The following is a 15804-nucleotide window of genomic DNA, read 5'->3' as shown; positions in this document are numbered from 1 at the left end:
TCACAGAAGTTACGGTGTGTCATGGCGACTCACGTGTATTCATCGCATCTCGTGTGGCACGGGTCGACCGGAGTCGGATATCGGGCATATTCGCGAGACCACCGGGCGGTGACACCACCGGCCGCCGACGAGATCGCCTTGAGTGCCGATCCGCACTTCCGCGGCAACGAACAGCTGATGAATCCTGAACAACTTGTCGTGCTGGCGGCAAGCTCCTGCCAATTGTTGTCGTTCCTTGCCGTTGCCGCTCGTGCCGGCATCGATGTCCTTGGCTACGAAGACGATGCGACCGGAGCGATGGATGAGGCCGGCACACCGATTCGCATCGGAACCATCGATCTCTTCCCCACTGTCCGGGTGGCCACGGGTACGGACCCCGATGAAGTTCTGGCGCTCATCGAGCAGGCCCATCACGAGTGCTACATCGCCAATTCGCTGAATTCGGTTGTCACGGTCACCGCCACAATTCACGTCGAGTGAGGTGACCGACCCGGCTATATTCGATCAGGTGACCAATACCGGCTCTTCGAAGAACGACGCTCTCACCAGAAATCTCCTTGTAGTTGTCGAGATCGCCGCGATTCTCTTGACCGCCGTCGCAATTTACGACATCGCCAACGGCGAACACAGCTTGAGCGTATGGGTGGCCATCGTCTGCTGGCCCATCGTCGCAATCTTCAACGGGGTCAAACTCTTCAAGTTGCTCCAGAAGCACTGACCGACGCCGGCGGCCGCGGACCTGATCATGGTCCGCGGCCGCCGTGCGTCAGCTATTTCTCACCGGTCAGACTGCGACCGTCTTCTTGTCGTCGGTTGCCACCGCGCCGGTTTCCACCTTGTCGGTTTCCACCTTGTCCCAGCGGTCATGTCCGTCGTCGATCATCTTCAGCTCGTCGAACGGATCGGTACCGGCAAGCACTCCGGCCACCTTCTTGTTGTCGACCGTATTGGTCCACGACCCGACCAGCAGCGTGGCGACGGCATTTCCGGAGAAGTTGGTCACCGCGCGGGCTTCGGACATGAACCGGTCGATTCCGACGATCAGTCCGACTCCGTCGAGAAGTTCGGGACGGTGGCTCTGCAGGCCGCCGGCCAGGGTGGCCAAGCCGGCACCACTGACACCGGCCGCGCCCTTGGAGGCGACGATCATGAACACCAGCAGCGAGATCTGCTCACCCAGCGACAGCGGGTCGCCCATGGCGTCGGCGACGAACAGCGACGCCATCGTGAGATAGATCGCGGTGCCATCGAGGTTGAACGAATACCCGGTCGGGACAACAATTCCGACGGTGCTGCGTTCCACACCGAGGTGCTCCATCTTGGCGATCAGTCGCGGCAGGGCGGATTCGGAGGACGACGTGGCGAAGATGAGCAGGTACTCGCGGGCCAGGTACCGGACCAGTTTGAAGATCGAGATTCCGGCCACCAGGCGCAAGAGCAGTCCCAGGACCACGAAGACGAAGATCGCGCAGGTGATGTAGAAGCCGAGCATCAGCGTGAGCAGTTCGGTGATCGCGCTCCAGCCGGTCTGTCCGACAACGTTGGCGATGGCGCCGAAGGCACCGATCGGGGCTAGCCACAGGATCATGCCGAGGACTTTGAAGACCACTTTCTGAAGCAACTCGACCGCTCGCAGAACCGGATCGCCCGATTTGGTCGGCAGGCTCTGGATCGCGAAACCGACCAGAAGTGCGATGAACAGGGTCTGCAGGACACTGCCCTCGGTGAGCGCCGACAACATCGACGTCGGGATGATCCCCTGCAGGAAGTCCATCGTGCCGCCGGATTCGTGCGCCTTCTCCGCCAGGTCGGCGCCTGTTCCCATTTTGCTCGGGTCGATCGTCAGGCCGCTCCCCGGGCTCAGCAGGTTACCGACCACCAGGCCGATGGCCAGCGCCACCGTGGACATGGCGAGGAAGTAGGCGAAGGCGAGTCCGCCGACCTTTCCGACCGTGGCCGCGGCCCGGACCGAGCCGATACCGAGCACGATGGTGCAGAAGATGACCGGACTGATCATCATCTTGATCAAGCTGACGAACATGGTGCCGAGGACACCGAACTCCTGGCCCACCTCGGGGGCGACGAGTCCGACGACGACACCTGCGACCACCGCGACGATCACGGCGATGTACAGCCAGTGCGTGCGGTCGCGTTGCTTGCGGGCCGGCCGATCACCGGCTGTTGATCGATCTTGTGTGGTTGTCATGACGGCAACTTCCTTTGTGGAGTCGGCGAGAAGTGATCTGCAAGAATGGTGTTCCACAACGTGAGCCAGGTCACGATTAAGTTCATTACGTTCAGGGTCGGAGAGGTTCATGCCCAGGTTGGTGCCGCGTTCCCTGGCCGGCCAGGCATTCGCGCTGCAGCTCGTCGTCATCGCGCTGATCGTGTTGGCCGGTGGCACGCTGGCCCTGATCGATGCCCGGCGCGATGGCGATGCCGCCGCGCGCCAGCAGGTCACCGGTATCGCCAGTTCACTCGCGGAATCACCGTCGACCGCCGCCGCGATCGAATCCGGCACTGCATCCGCGGTACTGCAACCGGTGACCGAGGAGGTTCGTGAGGACACCAACATCGCGTTCATCACGATCATGGCGCCCGATCGGACCCGATTCACCCACACCAATCCCGCACTCATCGGTGCGCCCTACCTCGGCACCATCGAGCCGGCACTGGAGGGCAAGACCTTCACCGAGGTGTACACCGGTACCCTCGGTCCCTCGATTCGGGCAGTCGCACCGGTCATGTCGAGTTCGGGCGAGGTCATCGGCCTGGTGTCGGCGGGTATCACCCAGCAGACCCTCGCCCAAAGGTGGCAGGATCAATGGCCGCAGATCTTGGCCATTGCCCTTGCCGCACTCTGTGTTTCACTGGTCGGCATCTGGACGATCCGGCGTCGTCTGCTACGGCAGACCCACGGGCTCGGGCCCGCCGAATTGCACGTCATGTACGAACATCACGACGCCATACTGCATTCGGTCTCCGAAGGACTCATCGTGCTCGATCGGAACGGGGTGGCACTGGCCAACGACGAAGCCCGCCGACTGTTGTCGCTACCCGCCGGTGACGTCGACAGAGATTCTCTGCCAACGTTTTTGCGGTCATATTCACCCGGCGCCCGCGACGAGGTCCACGTGACCGGCGACCGTGTTCTGGTCGTCAACCGGTCGCACGTCCCCGGAGACCGCTCCCCCGACACCGAGGTGGTCACCATCCGCGATCGCACCGAATTACAGGGCGCCCTGGGCGAACTCAACTCGATGCGGGTGTTCGCCGAATCGTTGCGGTCGCAGGCGCACGAGTCGGCCAACCGGCTGCACACCATCGTCACACTCGTCGAGATGGGTCGCAGCACCGAAGCCGTGCGGTTTGCCACCGACGAGTTGCAACTGTCGCAGCAATTGGTCGACCGGCTGTCGAACACGGTTGGCGAACCGGCGCTGGCGGCCCTGCTACTCGGCAAGAGTGCCCAAGCCGATGAACGCGCCATCAGTCTGACGATCACCGATGACACCGAATTGCCCTCGGACGCCGACGAAGTCCCGTTGTCGGGTCAGGAGCTGATCACTGTCGTGGGCAATCTGATCGACAATGCGCTCGACGCCTGCGACCGCGAGGATCCATGGGTGGAGGTGACGGTGCGCCAGGATGCCGACCAACTGCTGATCCAGGTCGCCGACAGTGGTCCCGGTATGGATCCCGCCGAATTCTCCAGAGCGATGCAGCGCGGATACTCCACCAAGTCGGACACCGAAGCCGGGCGGAGGGGGCTCGGCCTGGCATTGGTCGCGCAGGTCGTCGCACGGCACCACGGCACGCTTGATGCCGAAATGACCTACGGCTCCGTGGTCACGGTGCGCATCGGGGTCGATCGCCGATGATCAACGTGCTGATCGTCGAAGACGAGCCACTGATCGCCGAGGCCCACCGCGCCTACCTCGGACGACTGCCCGGGTTCGCGGTGGCGGCGAGCGCCAACACCGCCCAGGATGCGATGCGGGCGGCTGCCGAATCCGCCGCCGGCGGCAACCCGATCGATCTGGTCCTACTCGACATCGGACTCCCCGACGCCAGCGGCATCGATCTCGCCTCGGCGTTGTCCGGGCTTCGACCGGCCCCCGACATCATCGCGATCACGTCCGAACGCAATCTCGAGGTGGTACGGGCGGCCGTTGCCAATGGCGCGCTGGCGTATCTCCTCAAACCGTTCACGTTCGCCGCCTTCCGTGATCGGCTCGAGCGGTACCAGCGGTACCGCGAAGCCCTCCCGGCCGGCACCGACGCCGCCAGCCAGGCCGAGGTCGACCGGGCGATTGCCGAATTACGAAGTAGCAGTGACAAATCCACGGCGCCGAAGGGCGCGGCACCCGGTACCACCGACGAGATCGCACGGATCGTCCGGGACAACGCCGAGGGGCTCACGGCAGCCGATGCCGCCAAGATCGTCGGGGTGTCACGGGTGACCGCCTGGCGCTATCTCGAACGCCTCGCCGACGACGGCACGCTCCTGCGTCACACCGACTACGGCAACGCCGGCCGGCCCAAGATCCGCTATCAGTGGAAGCGCTGACACGCGCGATGATCTCAGGGATAAATACTGGTGCGCGCAGAGGGATTTGAACCCCCGACCGCTGGTGTGTAAGACCAGAGCTCTACCGCTGAGCTATACGCGCGAGGCGACTGAACGAAGGCGAGTTCGCCAGTCGCGACGGCGAGAGAAAACATCGGACTCGCCGCCCATCCGGTCACCCGAAGGTGCCGGACACATTCAAGAATTTAGCGTGGCCAGAGCTTTCTCCCAAAGCGACTGGTCACGGACCTGCCCGGGATCCATCAGTTCCGAAAAAGTGATGATTCCGTTCTTGTCGATGACAAACGTTCCGCGGTTCGGATAGCCCTTGTCGCTGTTGAAGACGCCATAGGCCTGCGACACCTCGCCGTGTGGCCAGAAGTCCGCCAAGATCGGGAACAGGTAGCCCTGCGCCGACGACCACACCTTGTGTGTGGGCGAACTCCCCACGGACACTGCGATGAACTCGGAGTTCTCATTCGAGAACGCCGGCAACCGATCCCGGACCATGCTCAGTTCGCCTTCGCAGGTTCCGGTGAATGCCAGTGGAAAGAACACCAGCAACACGTTTTTTTCTCCGCGGTAGTCGGAGAGACTGACCACCTGATTGTTTTGATCGCGCAGGCTGAAGTCGGGAGCCTCGGTTCCCACCTGCAGCTCCCGACCGAGAGAAGAGGTCATGCTCTCTTGCCGGCCCGGGTTTTCGGTTGGACCAAACGAGATCCCAGCCATTCACCGAAGCTCACGGCGCTGGTTTGGGTGAGACCTGCCGTGGGTGCGGCTTCGGCGACCTCGGTCGGGTCGACGTAACCATCGTTTCCGGTTTTCGGCGACAACACCCAGACGAATCCGTCGTCGGCAAGTGGTCCGATTGCATCCATCAGCGCATCGACCAGGTCCCCGTCACCGTCGCGCCACCACAGCACGACCATGTCGATGACCTCAAGGGAATCCTCGTCGACCATCTCAGCGTCGATGGTGTCTTCGATAAGGCCGCGCAGGTCGTCGTCGGTGTCCTCATCCCACCCCAGCTCCTGCACGATCATGCCCGCTGTCACTCCCAGCTTCTGGGCGCGATCACCATCTGAAGCGGCAACCAACGCGACGACCTCCTGTTTCAAAGAATGGGTGAGCTCGGTTCCGAGCCCACTTAGATCACTCAAGCGAACAGGGTAAACCCCCAAGTTGCAAGCCGAATGCCGCTTTTTCAACCGGCGAGTTGTCCGCACGCCTCCACGGCCTTGTTCCTGGCGTCGATCCAGAGCCCTGCCGGTTCGTTGAGTCCGGACCGATTCTGGCCGTCCACGGCCTTCACCAACGCCTGATTCCGGACCAGGAAATCGCCGACGAGTTGGTCCACCGGCGCCTCGACATCGGGTACGAGTTTGGCCTTGATCGCCTGCTCACCGGCATTTAGCTGGTCGATCGCGATTTGTCCGGCGTCGCCGAGTGCCGAATAGGACTGCACTTCATTGAGTTTCGTGACGAACTGGTTGTAGCTGTTCAGCATGGTCACCACGGTGGTGGTGAACTGCGAACACAACTCGAGCGTGAGATTTCTGGCGGCTTGCGCGCGTCGCGACGATTCGGCGGCCTCCGACCGTTCCGCGGCCACCGACATCTCGCTCTGATAGGCCGACACCTGGCCCCCGTCGACCGAGCTCGAGCCCTCGATCGTCGTGGCGCAACCCGTCACGCCCAACCCCAACCCCAACCCCGTCACCGCGATGACTGCCACAGCCCAAACTTTCACAGTGCCGATACTGCACGACGTGCGTGCCATCCGACCACTGAAACGCTCGTGGGTAGGGTTACTTTGCCGCGGACCGATGCCAACACTCATCTATTGCGGCACGATTAGGACAACGCCCGGACCACACCCCGGTCCCGGCGGGTCGATCCCGTTTACGGCAGCCACCGTTGCCGAGTGACTCGAGGAGAAAGAGCACGCAGTGACTGACAGCACTCACGCACCCAAGAATCAGGCCCGAGTTCGGGTGATCCGGGAAGGTGTCGCGTCATACCTCCCCGACATCGATCCGACCGAGACCGACGAATGGCTTGATTCATTCGACGGACTCCTCGAGCACGCCGGGCCTGGCCGGGCCCGATATCTCATGCTGCGTCTGCTCGAACGAGCCGGTGAGAAGCGGGTGTCGATCCCTTCCCTGACCTCCACCGACTACGTGAACACGATCCCGACCGAAAGCGAGCCCTGGTTCCCGGGCGACGAGGAGGTCGAACGCCGCTTCCGTGCGTTCATCCGCTGGAACGCCGCGATCATGGTGCACCGCGCCCAGCGTCCCGGTGTCGGGGTCGGCGGCCACATCTCCACCTACGCATCGTCCGCCGCGCTGTACGAAGTCGGCTTCAACCACTTCTTCCGCGGCCAGGAGCACGCCGGTGGCGGCGACCAGATCTTCATCCAGGGTCATGCCTCGCCTGGTATCTATGCCCGCGCCTACCTCGAGGGCCGCATCGCCGAATCCCGGATGGACGGATTCCGCCAGGAGCACTCCCATGCCGGCGCGGGCGGCGGTCTGCCGTCGTACCCGCATCCGCGGTTGATGCCCGACTTCTGGCAATTCCCAACTGTTTCCATGGGCCTGGGCCCGATGAACGCCATCTATCAGGCCCGTTTCAACCACTACCTGAACGATCGCGGAATCAAGAACACCGAGGATCAGCACGTCTGGGCATTCCTCGGCGACGGCGAGATGGACGAGCCGGAGTCTCGTGGTCTGGCGCACGTCGCCGCCACCGAGGGCCTCGACAACCTGACGTTTGTCGTCAACTGCAACCTGCAGCGTCTCGACGGACCGGTGCGAGGCAACGGCAAGATCATCCAGGAACTCGAGTCGTTCTTCCGCGGCGCCGGCTGGAACGTCATCAAGGTGATCTGGGGCCGCGAGTGGGACTCGCTCCTGCACAAGGACCGCGACGGCGCGCTGGTCAATCTCATGAACAGCACCCCCGACGGCGACTACCAGACGTACAAGGCCAACGACGGCGCATTTGTCCGTGAGCACTTCTTCGGGCGCGATCCGCGAACCAAGGAACTGGTCAAAGATCTGTCCGACGCCGACATCTGGAACCTCAAGCGCGGCGGCCACGACTACCGCAAGGTGCATGCCGCATACGCATCGGCAATGGCGCACAAGGGTCAGCCGACGGTGATCCTGGCCCACACCATCAAGGGCTACACCCTCGGCAAGCACTTCGAGGGCCGCAACGCCACGCACCAGATGAAGAAGCTGACGCTCGACGATCTCAAGGATTTCCGGGACAGCACCCGCATCCCGATCAGCGATGCCGAGCTCGAAAAAGATCCGTACCTGCCGCCGTACTACCACCCCGGCGCCGACGCACCCGAGATCCAGTACATGCTCGACCGCCGCAAGTCGCTGGGTGGCTTCCTGCCGGCCCGCCGGACCAAGAGCAAGGTGCTAAAGCCCGACACCAGCGGCGCCATCAAGCTCGCCGGCAAGGGTTCGGGCAAGCAGCAGGTCGCGACGACGATGGCCATCGTCCGCATCTTCAAGGAACTGATGCGCGACAAGGAGATCGGCAAGCGGCTCGTGCCGATCATCCCGGACGAGGCCCGCACGTTCGGCATGGACTCGTGGTTCCCGACGCTGAAGATCTACAACCGCAACGGCCAGCTGTACACATCGGTCGACGCGGATCTGATGCTCGCCTACAAGGAGAGCCCGGAAGGGCAGATCCTGCACGAGGGCATCAACGAAGCCGGCTCCACGGCGTCGTTCACCGCGGTCGGCACGTCGTACGCCACACATGACGAGCCGATGATCCCGCTCTACATCTTCTATTCGATGTTCGGGTTCCAGCGCACTGGCGACGGACTGTGGGCTGCCGCCGACCAGATGGCCCGCGGCTTTGTCCTTGGCGCCACGGCCGGTCGCACCACACTGACCGGTGAAGGTCTGCAGCACGCCGACGGGCATTCGCTGCTGCTGGCGGCCACCAATCCGGCGGCGGTGACCTACGACCCCGCGTTCAGTTACGAACTGGCGCACATCATCTCCGACGGACTCAAGCGGATGTACGGCGAAGATCCGGAAAATATCTTCTACTACATCACCATCTACAACGAGCCCATCGCGCAGCCGGCGCAGCCCGAGAACCTTGATGTCGCGGGCGTACTCAAGGGCATCTACCGATTCGCCGATGCGCCGCAGGGCAAGGAGTTCCCGGCCAACATCCTGGTGTCGGGTATCGCCATGCCCAGTGCTCTCAAGGCGCAGGAGTTGCTTGCCGACGACTGGAACGTCGGGGCGAGCATCTACTCGGTGACGTCGTGGGGCGAACTCGCCCGTGACGGGGTCGAGTACGAAAAGGCCTCGCTGCGCGAACCCGCGGGTGACCATCCGCAACCGTTCGTGACGGATGCACTTGCCGACGCCGACGGACCGTTTGTCGCGGCGACCGACTTCATGCGGGGTGTCCCGGAACTGATCCGCGGCTGGGTACCCGGCACGTATCTCACCCTCGGTACCGACGGTTTCGGATTCTCCGACACCCGTCCGGCCGCCCGCCGGTACTTCAATGTCGATGGTGAATCCATCGCGGTCGGTGTGCTCGCCGCACTCGCTCGTGACGGTCACATCGACATCAAGGTGGCCGCCGAGGCCGCCGCGAAGTACCAGATCGAAGACGTGCTCGCAGCTCCGAAGCAGACCAGCGATCCGGGTCCCGGCGCCTGATCTTCCCCCGTCACCCGGCCGCCCATCCGTTGCACAACGGGTGGGCGGCCGGCGTTTGTGGCCACGGCCAGGAGGCCACGCCTTCGGTCGTGGTCGCAGTGCTCCCCCGCGGGCACCGGACTGGCATAGATTGATGCCATGACTGAGTCCCGTACGGGTGACCAGCCCGTAGGCGACCTCTTCGGTCCACGGGGTGCCCACGTCCCGGCTCCGGCGAATGTTCACGACGCCCTGCCGGACACCCTGCTCCGCCGCGTGAAGCAGTACAGCGGCCGATTGGCCACCGAGGCCGTCCATTCGATGCAGGAACAGTTGCCCTACTTCGAGGATCTCGAAGCGGGTCAGCGGGCCAGCGTGCAGCTGGTGGTCCAGACCGCGGTGGTGAACTTCGTCGAATGGCTGCAGGATCCCGAGGGCAACGTCAAGTTCACGGTGCAGGCCTTCCAGGTCGTACCCCAGGACCTCGCCCGCCGGATCAGCCTTCTGCAGACCGTCGAGATGGTCCGGGTGGCGATGGAGTTCTTCGAGAAGTGGCTGCCACTTCTCGCGCGCAACGACGCCCAGCTCCGCGCGCTCACCGAAGCGGTTCTGCGCTACGGCCGTGAAATCGGGTTCGCCGCGGCCTCTATATACGCATCCGCAGCCGAATCCCGCGGCGCCTGGGACTCGCGACTCGAAGCGCTGGTCGTCGATGCGGTCGTCCGCGGCGACTCGGGCCCGACTCTGCTGTCCCGCGCTGCCGCGCTCAACTGGGACACCGCGGCCACGGCCACCGTCCTCGTCGGGATGCCGCCACCGGAGCGCAACGTCTCCGTCCCCCTTGCCGTGCACAACACCGCACGTCAATACGACCGAGCAGCACTCTCCGTGGTCCAGGGCAGCCTGCTGGTCGCGATCGTCAGTGGCCCGGTGACGATCGATGACCCGTTCATCACCGACCTACTGGTCCTTTTTGCCGACGGACCAGTGGTGATCGGGCCCACAACCCCCAACCTCGGTGCCGCCCACGCGAGCGCAGTCGATGCCCTGTCAGGCATCGAGGCCGTGGTCGGCTGGCCGAGCGCACCCCGTCCGGTTCACTCACTTGAACTTTTACCCGAGCGCGCACTGCTCGGCGATCAGGCCGCGATGACCACTTTGAACGATTCTCTGGTCAAGCCTCTGGCCAAGGGGGGCGAGACCCTGACCTCGACCCTTGACGCATATCTCGATTCCGGAGGGTCCGTGGAGTCGTGCGCCCGACAGCTTTTCGTTCATCCAAATACTGTGAGATATCGACTAAAGAGAATTTCGGACATTACCGGTCGCGATCCAATGAACCCACGTGATGCGTACGTACTGCGAGTGGCAACAACCGTAGGCAGACTGGCACAGGTAAGACACGACATGCGCACAATTTTCCCTACAATCACTTCCTTCACAGGCTTAAAGGAGTGAAAGCAACAATTGTGCATCAATTCACAACGGTGTAACGGATATCGGGGAGGTGACGATGCAGGCACGCTGTAGTGCAATTTTGTAGGGATCCCACAAAGGCGTCGCCCAAGGTTCATTGCGTACAACACCCTCGCCGACAGTCATATGGGTGTTCTCTTGTCAGGTGCTCACCTTGCTTGCGCCCGGACAGGGCTCCCAGACCGTCGGAATGCTCACGCCTTGGCTTGAGCTCCCCGGCGTACGCGACCAGGTCGCCACGTGGTCGAAGCTGACCAATCTCGACATCGAACGCTTGGGTACCACTGCCACGGCAGACGAGATCACCGATACCGCGGTCACTCAGCCGCTGGTGGTCGTCTCGGCACTCCTTGCCTACGACGAGATCAACAAGCGCTCTCCGTTGCCCTCAGACACCCTCATCGCCGGCCATTCCGTCGGCGAGTTGGCGGCCGCCGCCATCGCCGGTGTGCTGACCGCCGACGAGGCCGTGTCACTCGCCGCGATCCGTGGCGCCGAGATGGCAAAGGCCTGCGCACTCGAACCCACCACGATGGCGGCTGTGCTCGGTGGTGACGAAGCCGCGGTGCTCGCCCGCCTCGAAGAACTCGACCTGATCGCGGCCAACCGCAACGCTGCCGGCCAGATCGTGGCCGCCGGTGCGGTCGCCGCCATCGACGAGCTGATCGCCAACCCGCCGGAGAAGGCACGGATCCGCAAGCTCGCCGTCGCCGGCGCATTCCACACGCGGTACATGGCCCCGGCGCAGGACGCCGTGGCACGTGCGGCAGCCGATATCACCCCGCAACAGCCGACGGGGCCGTTGCTCTCCAACTCCGACGGACAGCTGGTCACCTCCGGACGTGACGCACTCGACAAAATCGTCGCCCAGGTGACCCGGCCCGTACGGTGGGACCTGTGCTCGCAGACGATGCGCGAGCACGCGACCACCGGATTGGTCGAGCTCCCGCCGGCCGGCACCCTTGCCGGAATCGCGAAACGCGAGCTCAAGGGAACACCGACCCGCGCGCTCAAGACCCCCGACGACCTCGCGGGCCTCACAGAACTTGGATAGCGACGATGGCACGCCTGTGCCGTCGTCCCCGGGAGATGTCCAGAGCAGAGTTGCTCTGGCATCCGTCCATTGCAGTGCGTGAGCACTGTTCCTCCGGAAACACACGAATACACGAACATGAAGGGAGCCACACAGTGGCCGCCGCCCAGGAAGAAATCATTGCCGGACTCGCTGAGATCATCGAGGAGGTCACCGGCATTGAACCCTCTGAGGTGACTGTAGAGAAGTCGTTCGTCGACGATCTCGACATCGATTCCCTGTCGATGGTTGAAATCGCAGTGCAGACCGAAGACAAGTACGGCGTGAAGATCCCCGATGAGGATCTCGCCGGACTGCGCACCGTCGGTGACGCCGTCAACTACATCCAGAAGCTCGAAGCCGAGAACGCGGACGCCGCTGACGCCATCCGCGCCAAGCTCGACGCCGACAAGAACACCGGTGAGTGACCAACTGTGACTAACTCTCTTCGCGAATACTCGACCCTCGGCGGAAATTTTCCGAACGTGGTGGTGACCTCGATGGTTGCGACCACATCAATCGGCGAAGACCTCGATTCCACGTGGAAGGGTCTTCTCGCCGGAGAGAGCGGTATCAAGACTCTCACCGATGACTGGGTCGAGGAGTACGACCTCCCGGTCCGGTTCGGTGGGCGTCTCGTGAAAGATCCGTCGACGGAGGTCACCCGGGTTCAGGCCCGTCGCATGGCCTACGTCGAGCGGGTCGCCTATGTCATGGGCAAGCGTCTGTGGGCAATCGCAGGCGAACCCGATATCGAGAAAGAGCGCCTCGGCGTTGTCATCGGTACCGGTCAGGGTGGTGGCGATGCGCTCATCGAGGCCTACAACTCGATGCACAACACCGGCAACTACCGCAAGGTTTCCCCGCTTGCCGTACCGATGGCCATGCCAAACGGTCCGGCAGCGGTGGTCGGACTCGAGATCGGCGCCAAGGCCGGTGTGATCACACCTGTCTCCGCCTGCTCTTCGGGTTCGGAGGCGATCGCGCACGCGTGGCGTCAGATCGTCATGGGTGACGCCGACATGGTCGTCACCGGTGGTGTGGAGGGTCATATCGACTCGGTCCCCATCGCCAGCTTCGCGATGATGCGAGCGATGAGCACCCGCAACGAAGATCCCGCAGCGGCGTCTCGCCCGTTCGACAAAGACCGTGACGGTTTTGTCTTCGGTGAGGCTGCCGCACTGCTGGTCATCGAGCGCGAAGATCACGCCATTGCCCGGGGTGCGCACATTCACGCGCGTCTCCTCGGCGGTGGGATCACGTCCGATGGCTATCACCTGGTTGCACCTGACCCGGAGGGCACCGGCGCTGCGCGCGCCATGACCCGTGCACTGCAGACCTCGGGACTCACCAAGTCCGACATCACCCACGTGAACGCGCACGCCACGTCGACCTCGGTCGGCGACACCGCCGAGGCGCTGGCGATCAACATCGCGGTGGGCAACCATGCCGCGGTCTACGCTCCGAAGTCTGCCCTCGGGCATTCGATCGGCGCGGTGGGTGCACTGGAGTCGGTACTGACAATCAAGGCCATCGAAGAGGGAGTCATTCCTCCGACGCTAAATCTCGACAATCAGGATCCCGAGTGTGAACTCGACGTGGTTCACGGAGAACCGCGTTACGGACAGATCGACTACGCCATCAACAACTCATTCGGATTCGGTGGGCACAACGTTGCGCTCGCCTTTGGGCGCTACTGACCCGCTGCCCCGGAGCCAGTCTCACCGGGCGCTTGACGATCTACCTCTAAGGAGATTCATGACCACCATGGCCCCGATCACACAGCAAGAGGAATCCATCGATCCTCGGGATCCTTTGCTGCGCTTGACCAATTTCTTCGACGAAGCATCCATGTCGTTGCTGCACCCCCGCGACAAGTCGGGTGTACAGGCTGCTGTCGGCCGGGTGAACGGTGTCCGCACCGTCGCCTACTGCACCGACGGCACAGTTATGGGCGGGGCCATGGGGGTGGTGGGTTGTAAGCACATCGTCAACTCCATCGACACCGCCATCGCCGAGCAGGCCCCGGTTGTCGGTATCTGGCATTCCGGCGGTGCCCGGCTGGCAGAGGGCGTCGAAGCCCTCCATGCGGTCGGCGAGGTTTTCGAGGCGATGGTCCGGGCCTCCGGATACATCCCCCAGATCTCGATCGTCGTCGGCTTCGCCGCCGGCGGCGCGGCATACGGACCCGCCCTGACCGACGTCGTCATCATGGCGCCGGCCGGCCGCGTGTTCGTCACCGGACCGGACGTCGTCAAGAGCGTCACCGGTGAGGTCGTCGACATGGAGTCGCTCGGTGGACCGCTCACCCACGGCAAGAAGTCGGGTGTCTCGCACATCACCGCCGATTCCGAGGCCGACGCCTACTGGCGTGGCCGCCGCCTGATCGGAACCTTCGGTCAGCAGGGCCACTTCAGCCGGCAGAAGGCCGAGGCGGGCGATACGGATCTGCGGGCTCTGATGCCCGAGTCCAACCGTCGCGCGTACGACGTCCACCCGATCGTGCGGGCGCTGCTCGACACCGATGTGGCTGCGGACGGCGAAACCGAGATCTCGAGTTTCGAAGAGCTGCAGGCAAAGTGGGCGCCGAACATCACGATCGGTTTCGGTCGGCTGTCCGGTCGCAGTGTCGGCGTGATCGCCAACAACCCGCTGCGCATGGGTGGTTGCCTCAATTCCGAGAGTGCTGAGAAGGCGGCTCGCTTCGTCCGTCTCTGCGACGCGTTCGGCGTCCCGCTGATCGTGATGACCGACGTCCCGGGTTACCTGCCCGGTGTCGGCCAGGAATGGGACGGCGTGGTGCGCCGCGGCGCCAAGTTGCTGCACGCGTTCGCCGAATGCTCGGTCCCCCGCGTGACCCTGGTGACCCGCAAGATCTACGGCGGTGCCTACATCGCGATGAACTCGCGGGCACTCGGTGCCACCGCGGTCTACGCGTGGCCCGGTTCCGAGGTGGCCGTGATGGGCGCCAAGGCAGCGGTCGGCATCCTGCACAAGAAGGCACTGGCTGCCGCACCCGACGACGAGCGCGAAGCACTGCACGAGCGTCTCGCCGTCGAGCACGAAGCCATCGCCGGCGGTGTGGGCCGCGCTCAGTCCATCGGTGTGGTCGACGAGATCATCGACCCGGCCAAGACCCGCAGCATCATCGCGCAGGCACTGGCCTCGGCACCGGCTCGCCGTGGACGCCACAAGAACATCCCGTTGTGATCTGACGAGAGTGTTCTGACAAGACACAAAAGCGGGCCCGGACTTTTCAGAAGTCCGGGCCCGCTTTTGTGTTCGCGTGTTTGTGTTCAGGTGCCGGGGTGCTCAGCCCACGCGCTGGTGCAGCCAGGTGACCTCGGCACCGGCACCGCCCATGCGGAACGACTCGAGGGCCTCGTCCCAGGCCGTGCCGAGCGCGGCATCGAGCGCACCCGCGAGTTCCATGCCATCGGCATGCGATTCCATCAGGGAACGCAGCTGCACCTCGCCGACGATGACGTCACCGTTGGCGCTCATCGACCCCCGCCACAGACCTAGTCCGGGGACGAAACAGAAGCGTTCACCGTCCACGCCTTCACTGGCGTTCTCGGTGATCTCGAACCGCAGGGCAGACCACTCACGCAGGGCATTGGCCAGGCGCGCACCGGTCCCGACGGGTCCGACCCAGTCGACGGTGGCGCGCTGCAGGCCAGGGCTGACCTCTTGTGCCGACCACTTCAGATTCGCGCGGGCATCAAGGGTCGACGACAGTGCCCACTCGACATGCGGGCACAACGCGACCGGTGCGGAATGTACGAAAACCACACCTGTCGTAACGTCCGCAAACTGATTCAGGTTGCGCACTTTCCACCTCCGGTTTCGACGAGGAACGTCTTCCCCAACGGCCTGGCGAAACCACGGTGATACCACACTTGTTGCCTATTGTGCCTCAAGTTACCTGTGTTGCGCTAGTGGCACGTGTTCAACGTCTCTTGCTTGTATCCGGTGGAGCGAAG

Annotated in this window: 15 protein-coding genes and 1 tRNA gene; 10 read left to right on the top strand and 6 right to left on the bottom strand. The window is 63.6% G+C overall.

Annotated elements, in window-relative coordinates; all coding sequences use genetic code 11:
* The first annotated feature begins 21 nt into the window (after positions 1-21).
* Positions 22-480, top strand: a complete 459-nt coding sequence (locus tag H290_RS0104910; protein WP_020105654.1) for an OsmC family protein — start codon at positions 22-24, stop codon at positions 478-480.
* 28 nt (positions 481-508) lie between these two features.
* The gene (locus H290_RS27835) at positions 509-718 is read left to right on the top strand and encodes a hypothetical protein (RefSeq protein ID WP_020105653.1); all 210 of its coding nucleotides are present in this window, start codon (positions 509-511) and stop codon (positions 716-718) included.
* A 66-nt stretch (positions 719-784) separates the two neighbouring features.
* Here H290_RS27835 and H290_RS27830 read toward each other — a convergent pair whose 3' ends face one another.
* Positions 785-2206 (bottom strand): cation:dicarboxylate symporter family transporter, encoded by a 1422-nt coding sequence (locus H290_RS27830; RefSeq protein WP_020105652.1) that lies wholly within the window; start codon positions 2204-2206, stop codon positions 785-787.
* 109 nt (positions 2207-2315) lie between these two features.
* Between H290_RS27830 and H290_RS0104895 the strand changes: the two genes are divergently transcribed.
* Both H290_RS0104895 and H290_RS0104890 read left to right on the top strand, forming a co-directional pair.
* Positions 2316-3881: a sensor histidine kinase gene (locus H290_RS0104895; protein WP_036517981.1), complete on the top strand. Its 1566-nt coding sequence runs from the start codon at positions 2316-2318 to the stop codon at positions 3879-3881.
* A complete protein-coding gene (locus H290_RS0104890; RefSeq protein ID WP_020105650.1) occupies positions 3878-4570 on the top strand; it encodes a response regulator in 693 nt (230 codons plus the stop codon). Before H290_RS0104895 ends, H290_RS0104890 begins: the two co-directional genes overlap by 4 nt.
* Before the next feature lie 28 nt (positions 4571-4598).
* Here the strand turns inward: H290_RS0104890 and H290_RS0104885 are convergent.
* The 4 genes from H290_RS0104885 to H290_RS30080 form a co-directional block, all read right to left on the bottom strand.
* Positions 4599-4673: transfer RNA gene (locus tag H290_RS0104885), tRNA-Val, on the bottom strand.
* A 95-nt stretch (positions 4674-4768) separates the two neighbouring features.
* A complete protein-coding gene (locus H290_RS0104880; RefSeq protein WP_020105649.1) occupies positions 4769-5251 on the bottom strand; it encodes a peroxiredoxin in 483 nt (160 codons plus the stop codon).
* Complete coding sequence (locus H290_RS0104875; RefSeq protein ID WP_028462795.1) at positions 5248-5670, bottom strand: DUF3052 domain-containing protein; 423 nt, start codon at positions 5668-5670, stop codon at positions 5248-5250. Before H290_RS0104875 ends, H290_RS0104880 begins: the two co-directional genes overlap by 4 nt.
* A gap of 107 nt (positions 5671-5777) precedes the next feature.
* The gene (locus H290_RS30080; RefSeq protein ID WP_155976689.1) at positions 5778-6323 is read right to left on the bottom strand and encodes a hypothetical protein; all 546 of its coding nucleotides are present in this window, start codon (positions 6321-6323) and stop codon (positions 5778-5780) included.
* A gap of 199 nt (positions 6324-6522) precedes the next feature.
* Between H290_RS30080 and aceE the strand changes: the two genes are divergently transcribed.
* The 6 genes from aceE to H290_RS0104840 all read left to right on the top strand — a co-directional run bounded on the left by aceE (position 6523) and on the right by H290_RS0104840 (position 15031).
* Positions 6523-9294: a pyruvate dehydrogenase (acetyl-transferring), homodimeric type gene (aceE, locus tag H290_RS0104865; protein WP_020105646.1), complete on the top strand. Its 2772-nt coding sequence runs from the start codon at positions 6523-6525 to the stop codon at positions 9292-9294.
* Between the two features lie 138 nt (positions 9295-9432).
* Positions 9433-10731 carry a CdaR family transcriptional regulator gene (locus H290_RS0104860; RefSeq protein ID WP_020105645.1) on the top strand — a complete coding sequence of 433 codons (1299 nt, stop codon included), beginning with the start codon at positions 9433-9435 and terminating at the stop codon, positions 10729-10731.
* A gap of 163 nt (positions 10732-10894) precedes the next feature.
* Positions 10895-11803: an ACP S-malonyltransferase gene (locus tag H290_RS0104855; protein ID WP_020105644.1), complete on the top strand. Its 909-nt coding sequence runs from the start codon at positions 10895-10897 to the stop codon at positions 11801-11803.
* A gap of 134 nt (positions 11804-11937) precedes the next feature.
* On the top strand, positions 11938-12249 hold the full coding sequence (gene acpM / locus H290_RS0104850) for a meromycolate extension acyl carrier protein AcpM (RefSeq protein WP_020105643.1): 312 nt from the start codon (positions 11938-11940) through the stop codon (positions 12247-12249).
* Between the two features lie 6 nt (positions 12250-12255).
* A complete protein-coding gene (locus H290_RS0104845; RefSeq protein WP_028462794.1) occupies positions 12256-13521 on the top strand; it encodes a KasA/KasB family beta-ketoacyl-ACP synthase in 1266 nt (421 codons plus the stop codon).
* A gap of 58 nt (positions 13522-13579) precedes the next feature.
* On the top strand, positions 13580-15031 hold the full coding sequence (locus H290_RS0104840; RefSeq protein WP_020105641.1) for an acyl-CoA carboxylase subunit beta: 1452 nt from the start codon (positions 13580-13582) through the stop codon (positions 15029-15031).
* A 102-nt stretch (positions 15032-15133) separates the two neighbouring features.
* Here the strand turns inward: H290_RS0104840 and H290_RS0104835 are convergent, their stop codons facing one another.
* Positions 15134-15652: a DUF3145 domain-containing protein gene (locus tag H290_RS0104835; RefSeq protein WP_020105640.1), complete on the bottom strand. Its 519-nt coding sequence runs from the start codon at positions 15650-15652 to the stop codon at positions 15134-15136.
* Between the last annotated feature and the right edge of the window lie 152 nt (positions 15653-15804).

The sequence above is a fragment of the Nocardia sp. 348MFTsu5.1 genome (assembly GCF_000383535.1).
Classification (GTDB): Bacteria; Actinomycetota; Actinomycetes; order Mycobacteriales; family Mycobacteriaceae; genus Williamsia; species Williamsia faeni.
The sequence above is the reverse complement of the archived record's forward strand: the minus strand, read 5'-3'. Positions and strand labels throughout refer to the sequence as shown.

Bases quoted from the DNA above. Each gene is read 5' to 3' on its own strand.
- H290_RS0104880 (WP_020105649.1), bottom strand. From the start codon at position 5,251: ATGACCTCTTCTCTCGGTCGGGAGCTGCAGGTGGGAACCGAGGCTCCC.
- H290_RS0104860 (WP_020105645.1), top strand. From the start codon at position 9,433: ATGACTGAGTCCCGTACGGGTGACCAGCCCGTAGGCGACCTCTTCGGT.
- H290_RS0104890 (WP_020105650.1), top strand. From the start codon at position 3,878: ATGATCAACGTGCTGATCGTCGAAGACGAGCCACTGATCGCCGAGGCC.
- H290_RS0104895 (WP_036517981.1), top strand. From the start codon at position 2,316: ATGCCCAGGTTGGTGCCGCGTTCCCTGGCCGGCCAGGCATTCGCGCTG.
- H290_RS27830 (WP_020105652.1), bottom strand. From the start codon at position 2,206: ATGACAACCACACAAGATCGATCAACAGCCGGTGATCGGCCGGCCCGC.
- H290_RS0104840 (WP_020105641.1), top strand. From the start codon at position 13,580: ATGACCACCATGGCCCCGATCACACAGCAAGAGGAATCCATCGATCCT.
- H290_RS0104910 (WP_020105654.1), top strand. From the start codon at position 22: ATGGCGACTCACGTGTATTCATCGCATCTCGTGTGGCACGGGTCGACC.